We start from the raw sequence: 8,965 nt of genomic DNA on the forward strand, positions 1-8,965 counted from the left end.
GAAAAGCTTATCAAACAAGCAGAACAGCTTATCCAAGAAAAAAGTAAAAAGTTAGGTTTAGGAATACAAAGATGAAATATGTTAAAACTATGCAAATTTGTAATAGTTCAAATACCAAGAAAGGACAAAGTATGAAAAAAATTGTTTTAAGTTTAAGTGTTTTAGCAATGAGTGCTTTTATACATCCATTAGGAGCGAGTGGAATACCCACAGTTGATATTTCTGCTATTACCCAATCTATTTTAAATATGCAAGAAATGATTAAGACTAATGCTCAACTGATCAAACAATATGAAGCAATGATCAAACAAGGCACTAATCAAGCTCTTCAATTACAAGAACAAGGCATTGGAATGTCTGTAGAAGATGTTTTAGGACAAACCAAAGGCATTATCGATAAAACAGCTTCATTAGCTGATGTAAAGCTTGATGAAAACTTATTTCAAGAAACAACTGATATAACAAATACTTGTGCTTTTTTAGAAAAAGAAAGCAAAGAATTAGCCGAACAAATCTCAAAAGCAAGTAGCAAACTTGATGATAAGGTTAATGTGTGCTTAGCAGCTGTGAGTTCTGGTATATTGGGTAAAACAAAGGCTGAACTAGGTGAAAAATATGCACAATTATTAAGACTTGATGAAAACGGCATTAATGATGCAAGAGAACAAGAAAAAATTGATCTAAGACACAAAATTGATATGATGCAACAGGCTGAAAATTTTTTAGCTCATTCAGCTAATTCTCAAAAAAGCTCTAAAATTTTAGCTTTCTATGATACTTATAATAATGGTGGTGCTGATAATCCTTATTCAAGAGAAAAACTTGATGAAGATATTAAAAGCCTTGCTAATCAATTAAGACAAAGCAATAATCAAAAACAAGCTGCAGCTTTAACCAATGCTATGCTTTTGAAGCTCTTAGAAGTTGCAAACAGACAATATGATTTATCTTTAAACTTTTATGCCATGAGTGCAGTGAAAGAAAAAAAGGAAAATAAACCAAATCAAATTATAGATGAAAACAGCTACAAACAAGCAAGCCCTAAATATGTCAATGAAAAGGATACTGAATACTACCAAAGAAACAAAGATGACTTTGAATTTCAAGTGATGTATAATGACTTTGGCTTGCCTGATTATGATGCTATGATAAAGATTGAAACACCTAAAAACTAAGAAAGGAAAAAACATGAATGCTTTTAAAAAAATCTTTTTAATGCCTGTTTGTGTGATGAGCTTTGCTTTTTTTTCTCAAGCAAAAGAGTTGCAAGGCGATCAAGCTAATGCTTGTGGTGCTTTGCTTTGTTTAGCTGGTGGTATGATGAGTGGTGAGTGTGCTGGCTATATTTCTAAATACTTTTCAATACAAATGGAAAAACCTTGGCAAACACTTGCGGCACGAAAAAACTTTTTAAACCTTTGCCCTCAAGGACAAGCCCCAAGCAATGCCCCAATTTTAGATAATCCCGAAAAATACGGCTTAACTCAAAACAATGATGATTATACAATTTATTTAGAAATGCTTAGCAATTTAGATGAAGATTGCACTCAAGCTACTCTTAATAGAGTAGAAAAAAGAACAGCTGGAAAAAATGGTTTTAATGTGATTTATGAGTATAGAATAAACCCTAATCCTACAAAGTCATGCAAACTTTTGACCGAGCACAAATACTCAAATAAAAGCATACATTATACTTGCAAAAACACACAATTTTATAGTGAAGAAGATTGGAATAATGGCTATACAAAAAAATTCATTAGCAAACAAGAATATGATCAATTAGCCTCTGCTCAAAGAGGAATGCAGATTAAAGAAAAGAGTATTAATTATATAGAATATCACACACTATTAAGAAGCGATCCTCAAAGAGTAAAACAGGTTACAAACTATGATACTAATGATAAAAAGTCTATCTTTTCATATTTTCGTTTAGATACTTTGTATTTTCAAAAAATGCCGATTGAAAAAAATTGCTGGGAAGTAAAAGATAAGCTTGTTTATAACTAAAATCTTAAAAAGCAGTTATTTGGATTTCCCAAATAAGCAAATCTGCTTGCAAAGCCTCAAAAAATTCGAAAAAACACAAGCAAAAAAGAGGCTTTAAACAAGAACTAAAAGAGTTTTTTGGCTTCAGCAAGTAAAATTTTTATGCAAAATTTTCACACAAATCAAAGTCTTTTAAAAACAAAGCCCTATTTTCTACTTTTTTGGGTAGATACTTTGCATAGGTTGCAAAGGTTTGATTTAAATTACAATGTCCTAGCATTATCTTAGAAATCCACATAGGTTCTTCGCCTTTTGAAAGCATAATACTAGCAAATGAATGTCTTGTATCATATAGCCTTCTTAAAGGCTGTATATTCAAGCTCTTTTGCAAATTGATAAAATCACTTCTTAGCCGTTGTCTTGATTTTTGAATTAAAAACTCACCCTCTTGGTTCATTAATTGAATAAGTTCAGCTCTTATTATAGGCAAAATGTCAATAACTCTATAAGAGCTTTTTGTTTTTGGTGCATTAATCATCTTATTTTGTGAAAGTGTTCTTTTAATGCTAGCTTTATTTTTATCAAGATTAATATCTTCTTTTTTCAATCCTAAAATTTCGCCTGTTCTTAAGCCTGTAAAAAAGGCTATTGTGAGAAAAGATCTTAACTCGCCTTTTGCATTTAAGAGCAAAAGCTTGACTTGATCTAAATCAAAAGGCTTTAATTCTGCTTTTTCAAGCTCTTCTATACTTTGGCTCATTTTTGGCATAAAAATAATATTCTTTTCTATAAGCTCAAGTTTAATGGCATATTCAAAAAGGTGTCTTAACATTGCTATTTTTAACTTTATAGTAGAGTTTTTATTATTTTTTGTTTTTAAAAATGTGATAAAATCAAAGCAGTTTTTGCGTGTAAAGTCTCTAAATTGTGTAATATTTTGCATTATGCAAAACTCTTTAAATTGCTTCATAAAAATTTTATATGAAAGTAAAGTGTTTGGCTTGAGTGTTTGTTTTTCTTGAAACAAGTCTTGTAAAACTTCGTTTATTTCGTTGTTTGAACTCTTTGTGTGTTCTTTTTTGTGTAAAGAAAGTTCTTTTATAGGCTTATATAAAGGCTTTTTAATAGTTTCTTTGGGTATTGCTAAGCCATAAAAAGCATTGAGTGCTTCTTGTCTGTCTTTGATGAAGAGCTTATAATTTTCTTTTACAAATTGCAGAGCTTCTGGGCTATTTTTTAGCTTTGTGCTAAGGCGTAGCCTTTTATCCTCTGTTCTTGCATCAATATAAAGTGTGCCACCTCTTTCATAAATATTGATACTTTTCATTACATACTCCTTTTTTAGATTGATGAGGATGTTTTATATCGTTTCTTTGCGGAAAAAATGAAGTAAGCCTTTAGCTTACTTCATCTAAGTTATCAAATAAGGAAGGTTCTTTGTTTTGTTCTGTTTGGATATAATCTTGAGTATTTGCAAGCATTAAAGGCATATCTTTTTTGCAAAGCGTTAAGCTCTTTTTAAAACCACTATCAAAGGCTAAATTGCTTGCTTCTTTAAACTCTTCTCTTGCCTGTGCCTCATTTCTTAGCCACCCTCTTAATCGCCCTACAGCTAGATTTAAAGCCGCCATAAAGTCCTTATCAAATTTGATGTGCAAGTTATGATTTTTATAAGCTTTGTATTCAGCAAAAACCTTTTTGCATATTGTCCCATTTTCATTTACAAATCTTTCAAATTCACCCTGAGTGCCTGCTAAAAAAACAACCTTTTCCCAAGTAGAATGTGGAGTAAAACCTAGATTGTGAGCAATAACGCACATATCATCTAAAAAGTCGCTTTTGTTTGTTTGGTGTAATCGATATAATGTATCTATTTGCACTTCATCTTGCAAAACTATTCTATAATCTAATTTATGCGGGATATGTTTATAATCTTCTCTATTATATCGCCATTTGTCCGTCTCAAAACGTTCGTTACTTTTATAATGTTTAGCATTATCCTCTCTTGCCATTCTATCAAAAAAATCAAGGTAACTTTGTTCTATGTATTTGTCCGCATTTTTGATTACCCAAATCACGACTGAATGGATATTTTCTTTAGTAAAATCAATGTTTGCCCCACTTGCTACACGAGAAGATAAAACATTTCTATACTTTTTAATCATTCTTCTTTTAATACTCTCAAGCTCATTAAATAAAGCATTCCAATACACAGCCTTAAGCTGAATGAGTTGCTCTTTAATACTGTTTATAAGCTTTTCCTTATCAATATTTAAAGAATTTAAAATTTGAGGATGTATATTTTTTAAGCTTGCCACAGCTTGCTGAAATTCTCTTAACTCTTTTTCATACTTAGAAACCAAAAAATCGATTAAATCAGCCTTTGCAATTTCTCTTGTTTGATCTTCAAGCTCCTCAATCCTTTCTCTTTCTTTTGCGTAGGCGTTCTTTTCTTCTTTGATATGCTCAAAATTAAACCCAAATTGTTTTTCTAAAAAATCGCTGAAAATGTCTTTTTCTTGCTTTCTTTCGTATTTAGTTGTTTGCAAAAGCACCAAATCCACCTTAGCCCTTGCCATTCTATCTGCTGCTAAAAAATCAAAGCTTGCTAGAATTTTTAGGCTTTTCAAATCTACTCTTTGGCGCAAAGCCCTTTTAATCGCAAGGCTTTTTCTCCACCTATGAGGCACAATAAACGCAAAATATCCAAAATTCCCCTCCTTAATAATCCTTTCTATCCATGCTTCAAATTCACTATAAGGCGGATTACAAAAAATAAAATCTTGCTCTTTTTCTATCAGTGAGGTTTGCCAAAAATCCACACCCACATTTAAAATCTCACGGCTCATAGCTTGAATTAAAGATGTGGCTTTTTCTATAGCATAAATCCTATTTGCACCTAATTCTGAAGATAATGCTAAAAGCGTTCGTCCATCACCTGCTCCTATATCTAAAATGCTTTTAATTCTTCTTTCTCTATCCTCTTTCTCAAAATACTTAAATAAAGGTTCTAACATTTCCTTACTTGTTGGATACCATTCAAAGTCTTGATTATTTTCTTTAAGCTCTTTTAAAAGTGCATTTGTTGTCGCTTTACTCATCTTTATTTCTCCTTTTGTTTCTAAAGTCTCACTATAGTTTGGTTTATGTTCTTTTTTGCCATTTTAACCTTCCTTTAAGTTCCAAAATAACATATTCCTTTGCAAGCCTTTTAATCTCATTTGTTGAAATTTCAACAAGTCCAAAATCAAACTTCAGAAAAACTTTCTCATTCATCTGATTAACAACATCCACGCCATTTTCCAGAAAGTATGCTATGCAGTCCTTAATTTCTTGTTTGTTTGCTCTCATCTTTATTCCTCCTTTTTTATATAATCTCATTAAGCGTTGCTGTTTCAATATTTAAGCCTATAATCTCATTAAAAGCATCTTCTTTACTAAACCATTGCAAGCTTCCAGGATAATTCTCATCGAATTTATTCTTCCAATTCCTCCCATAAATTTTACCTATAGCCCTATAAGCTTTTGCAAGGCTCGTAAAAATACCTATAGTTTCCATACTCCCATAACTCAACCACTCATCACCACATTTTAAAATATAAATAGTTTTCATCTCTCAAACTCCTTTTTTTCTTTAATAAATTATACCCTTTTTTTGCTTAAAATATGCTTAATATTTAAAATAATAAAATAATTTTTATTCAATTTTTTTTCTCTTTTTTTTACTTAAAAAATACCCCTCAAAAAACTATCTAAAAGCATTTCACTAACCTTAAAATCCTTTCCCCTTTTTTAAGGGGGCGTTGCGGGGGATTTCCCCCGCTTTTCTTAGCTTTAAGACTATAAGTAAAGAGGCTTAAAGCTTCCAAATAAAGACAAACGACTGATAAGGCGGTTTGGCTTTATTTGCCATAGAAAAAACACTTTTCACGATAACAAACACTTTTCACAAGAATAAATTTAAACAAATTTATTTCACAAATATAAACTTATTATTTAAGCATTTTTTAATATAATTTACAAAGAACAAAAACAAGTTTATTATTTAAGTATTTTTTAATATAATTGCTAATATAATTACTGCAATTTTTTATAAAGGATTTTCATGAAAAGTTTTAAACTTTTAACTTCAACCCTCATCTTAGGTGCTGTTCTTACAGCTTGTTCTTCTGATTATTCAGCATCTGGAAATTTTAAAGCAAAGAATGAATATCAAGAAAAGAAAAGGCATTGAAGCTTATCAAGCTAAGTGCTGATTCTAAAGTCTTAAGCTATGAAGAAGTCAAAGCAAAATATAATATCCCAGCAAATGCTAAAATGTGCGAATTAAAAGATTCTAGGAAAGCTGTAGTAGTATTTAGCGACAATGCTGAAGATTATGAATCTTATCTAAAAACCAAAGTTGGTAAATATATTTATATTCCTATATTTTATACCTATACAATAGCAGGTAAGCAAAGCGAAGCTTTTGAAGCTTTAGATTATGACATGGCTAAGAATATAAAAGATCCATTTTTTCTAAAGATAGCTGGTCCATCGGGGATAGATATTATCGATCCAAAAACTTGTGAATAAATAAAAAACAATTTTCTAAAGAGAGTTAAAATTCCATAGCTAATCATATAAATTCTTAACTCTCTTCAACTTTTAAAAAACGACAAAAATACTTAAAATTAAAGTTATTATTTAAGTATATATTAATATTTATTCGCTATGATTACACAAATGAAGAAGATAAGAAATGATAAGCTTTTAAGCAAGAAGAAATTTTTTGAATTGTTAGATGAAATAAACCTAAGCAAAGCAGAATTGGCAAATATTTTAGGACATAGCGAAGAAACACTAAATAGGTGGATACAAGCCAAGCGAATTCCTAGACATATTCAATCTATCTTAATTTGGGCAATAAAGGCTCAAAAATATAAAAAAATTATGGGCATAATCAACCAAGATACAGCAATTTTAAGAAAAAATGACAAAAACACTTAAAATTTATGATCTTGCAATAAGTAATGATAAAGTGTATATCAATTCTTTAAAATTAGCAGAGGTGTTTGAGAAAAGACATGCTGATTTAATGCGGGCAATTAAGGCTTTGCCACAAGATAATTTTCGAAAACGCAATTTTGCGTTTTCGTTCTACACCCGAGAAACAGGGAATGGAACGATTAAAAAATATCCTTATTATAACCTCACTAGAGATGCCTTTGCTTTACTCGTTATGGGTTTTACAGGCGAAAAGGCATATCAATGGAAAGTAGAGTTTATTAAGGCTTTTAATCTTATGGAGGAAAAGATTAAAAATCTTGCTTAAAATGCTAGAATGTCAAAGTAAGGACGAGTTTTTTGATTTGGATAGTTTTGAGCATAAGATCAAAGTGGGACAATCTCAAACAGAACTTGTCAATTAAAAACCTTAGGTCTAGCTTAAAAATTAGAGCTAGACACTATGTGGTAATAGTTTGAAAGGGTTAAAGGGCATTTTGCGGAAATTTTTTCTTAAAATAAAATTAAAGATATGGTAAAATAGGCTTTTATTTAAGTTTAAACTTTTTTTAAGCTTATAGCTTTAATGAAACTTAAAAAACACTATATAATACTATATATTAGGTATTTGGTTAAGTTTTTAAATTCTCAAAAACACCCCTAAAATGATAAAAAATACCGCAAAATGCCCTTTAACCCAAAAATGCCTATATTAGGAATTAACTATAAAGTTTAATATATATAAAACTAAAAAAGGGGAAGGAATAGAATTTAAATTTAAATTTAAAACTTAATTTACATTTAAGTTTAAGTTTAATTTAATATTAAGTTTAACTTAAGTTTAAGCTTAATTTAAAAATTCAAAAAAAAAAAAAAAAGAAAAAAAAGAAAAAAAAAGAAAAAGAAAAAAGAAAAAGAAAAAGAAAAAAAGTTGCTGAAGATAAATTTTAATTTAACTTAGGCTCATAGATAAACAGAAATAAGCCATAAATCGATTTTATTATGTTTTTAATACCTTGAGTAGTCTTTAAAGTTAATTGAGGTTTTAGACCGCTTAAAATGCTTTTAAATGACTATATTAATTTTTTCCCCTTTTTTAGGGACTTTAAGCAAAGTTTAATATTAAGTTTAACTTAAGTTTAAGCTTAATTTAAAAATTCAAAAAAAAAAAAAAAAAGAAAAGAAAAAGAAAAAGAAAAAGAAAAATTTTGTTTTTGAATTTGCAAAAAGTTTAAGCTTTGATTTTAGTTTCAATTTGATTGAGCTTGATAGATAAACAGAAATAAGCCATAAATCGATTTTATTATGTTTTTAATACCTTGAGTAGTCTTTAAAGTTAATTGAGGTTTTAGATAGCTTTTAAAGCTTTTATGAGGGTATTGGTATTTTGTAAATTAATGTTTGAAATATAGTTCATTATAAGTCTTTATAAGTATTTTCATCTCTTTTGCTGATTTTAATAACTTGCATGAGCTGAAAAGTATCATTTTTTACAATACCAAATAATGCGATAATTTCCAATTCTCCACAGATAACGATTATCGCTAAATCCTATAAGCTTCTTGCAGTTTGGCAAAAAGTGAAGGATTTTCACTATCTGACAATATATTCGTTAGAAAATGGTCTATCTTGTCAAATTCTTGCGGTGCAGTCTTTGCACTTCTTGTGCTAGTTTGACTTGTTCTTCTGGTGTTCTTGCTTTTCTGCGTTAATGAGAGAATTAAAGATTTGTTTCTGCGTCATATTTGAGTATTTTTCATAATCGATTGTTTGTACTATTGCACTACGTGGCTTATATATTAATTCGCAAGCTTATTAATATATTTTGCATTTGGATTTTCTTGCCAAGATGCAAAGATTTGTTATATCACTCAAAAAAAATCGATGATGATAGATTTGTAGCCTTTGAAGTTAAAAACTTCAAAGACATACAAAGCCTTGAAAACTTAAAGACAAAGCTGAAGAGCTTGTTTATTTAGATAAAGCTAGAGTT

The 8,965-nt window shown here is 29.6% G+C and carries 10 protein-coding genes; 6 read left to right on the forward strand and 4 right to left on the reverse strand.

Annotated elements, in window-relative coordinates; genetic code table 11:
* Window positions 1-131: 131 nt before the first annotated feature.
* Together DMB91_RS08360 and DMB91_RS08365 are read left to right on the forward strand one after the other, a co-directional pair.
* Entirely contained in the window at window positions 132-1,175 is a 1,044-nt protein-coding gene (locus DMB91_RS08360; RefSeq protein WP_034906991.1) for a hypothetical protein, read from the forward strand.
* 13 nt (window positions 1,176-1,188) lie between these two features.
* Entirely contained in the window at window positions 1,189-2,007 is an 819-nt protein-coding gene (locus DMB91_RS08365; protein WP_034906993.1) for a TrbM/KikA/MpfK family conjugal transfer protein, read from the forward strand.
* A 139-nt stretch (window positions 2,008-2,146) separates the two neighbouring features.
* Here DMB91_RS08365 and DMB91_RS08370 read toward each other — a convergent pair whose 3' ends face one another.
* From DMB91_RS08370 to DMB91_RS08385, 4 genes are all read right to left on the reverse strand, one after another.
* The gene (locus DMB91_RS08370) at window positions 2,147-3,313 is read right to left on the reverse strand and encodes a site-specific integrase (protein ID WP_143116898.1); all 1,167 of its coding nucleotides are present in this window, start codon (window positions 3,311-3,313) and stop codon (window positions 2,147-2,149) included.
* Window positions 3,314-3,383: 70 nt separating this feature from the next.
* Window positions 3,384-5,087 (reverse strand): DUF4942 domain-containing protein, encoded by a 1,704-nt coding sequence (locus tag DMB91_RS08375; protein ID WP_052043269.1) that lies wholly within the window; start codon window positions 5,085-5,087, stop codon window positions 3,384-3,386.
* 43 nt (window positions 5,088-5,130) lie between these two features.
* Window positions 5,131-5,337, reverse strand: a complete 207-nt coding sequence (locus DMB91_RS08380) for a hypothetical protein (protein WP_034906998.1) — start codon at window positions 5,335-5,337, stop codon at window positions 5,131-5,133.
* 16 nt (window positions 5,338-5,353) lie between these two features.
* Complete coding sequence (locus tag DMB91_RS08385) at window positions 5,354-5,599, reverse strand: hypothetical protein (protein WP_034907000.1); 246 nt, start codon at window positions 5,597-5,599, stop codon at window positions 5,354-5,356.
* A gap of 492 nt (window positions 5,600-6,091) precedes the next feature.
* On the opposite strand from DMB91_RS08385, the gene DMB91_RS09175 reads away from it, so the two are divergent.
* The 4 genes from DMB91_RS09175 (at window position 6,092) to DMB91_RS08400 (ending at window position 7,300) form a co-directional block, all read left to right on the forward strand.
* The gene (locus tag DMB91_RS09175; protein ID WP_260604901.1) at window positions 6,092-6,220 is read left to right on the forward strand and encodes a hypothetical protein; all 129 of its coding nucleotides are present in this window, start codon (window positions 6,092-6,094) and stop codon (window positions 6,218-6,220) included.
* Window positions 6,217-6,561: a hypothetical protein gene (locus DMB91_RS08390; RefSeq protein WP_143116899.1), complete on the forward strand. Its 345-nt coding sequence runs from the start codon at window positions 6,217-6,219 to the stop codon at window positions 6,559-6,561. The genes DMB91_RS09175 and DMB91_RS08390 overlap by 4 nt, the downstream gene beginning before the upstream one ends.
* A gap of 150 nt (window positions 6,562-6,711) precedes the next feature.
* Entirely contained in the window at window positions 6,712-6,975 is a 264-nt protein-coding gene (locus tag DMB91_RS08395) for a hypothetical protein (RefSeq protein ID WP_143116900.1), read from the forward strand.
* Window positions 6,959-7,300 (forward strand): Rha family transcriptional regulator, encoded by a 342-nt coding sequence (locus DMB91_RS08400; protein ID WP_052043182.1) that lies wholly within the window; start codon window positions 6,959-6,961, stop codon window positions 7,298-7,300. The genes DMB91_RS08395 and DMB91_RS08400 overlap by 17 nt, the downstream gene beginning before the upstream one ends.
* Window positions 7,301-8,965: the final 1,665 nt, after the last annotated feature.

It is taken from the genome of Campylobacter sp. MIT 97-5078 (assembly GCF_006864455.1).
Classification (GTDB): Bacteria; Campylobacterota; Campylobacteria; order Campylobacterales; family Campylobacteraceae; genus Campylobacter_D.

Excerpts from the sequence above, each read along its gene's own strand:
- DMB91_RS08385 (WP_034907000.1), bottom strand. The coding sequence starts at position 5,599 with ATGAAAACTATTTATATTTTAAAATGTGGTGATGAGTGGTTGAGTTAT.
- DMB91_RS08365 (WP_034906993.1), top strand. The coding sequence starts at position 1,189 with ATGAATGCTTTTAAAAAAATCTTTTTAATGCCTGTTTGTGTGATGAGC.
- DMB91_RS08400 (WP_052043182.1), top strand. The coding sequence starts at position 6,959 with ATGACAAAAACACTTAAAATTTATGATCTTGCAATAAGTAATGATAAA.
- DMB91_RS08375 (WP_052043269.1), bottom strand. The coding sequence starts at position 5,087 with ATGAGTAAAGCGACAACAAATGCACTTTTAAAAGAGCTTAAAGAAAAT.
- DMB91_RS08380 (WP_034906998.1), bottom strand. The coding sequence starts at position 5,337 with ATGAGAGCAAACAAACAAGAAATTAAGGACTGCATAGCATACTTTCTG.
- DMB91_RS08370 (WP_143116898.1), bottom strand. The coding sequence starts at position 3,313 with ATGAAAAGTATCAATATTTATGAAAGAGGTGGCACACTTTATATTGAT.
- DMB91_RS08395 (WP_143116900.1), top strand. The coding sequence starts at position 6,712 with ATGAAGAAGATAAGAAATGATAAGCTTTTAAGCAAGAAGAAATTTTTT.
- DMB91_RS08360 (WP_034906991.1), top strand. The coding sequence starts at position 132 with ATGAAAAAAATTGTTTTAAGTTTAAGTGTTTTAGCAATGAGTGCTTTT.
- DMB91_RS09175 (WP_260604901.1), top strand. The coding sequence starts at position 6,092 with ATGAAAAGTTTTAAACTTTTAACTTCAACCCTCATCTTAGGTGCTGTT.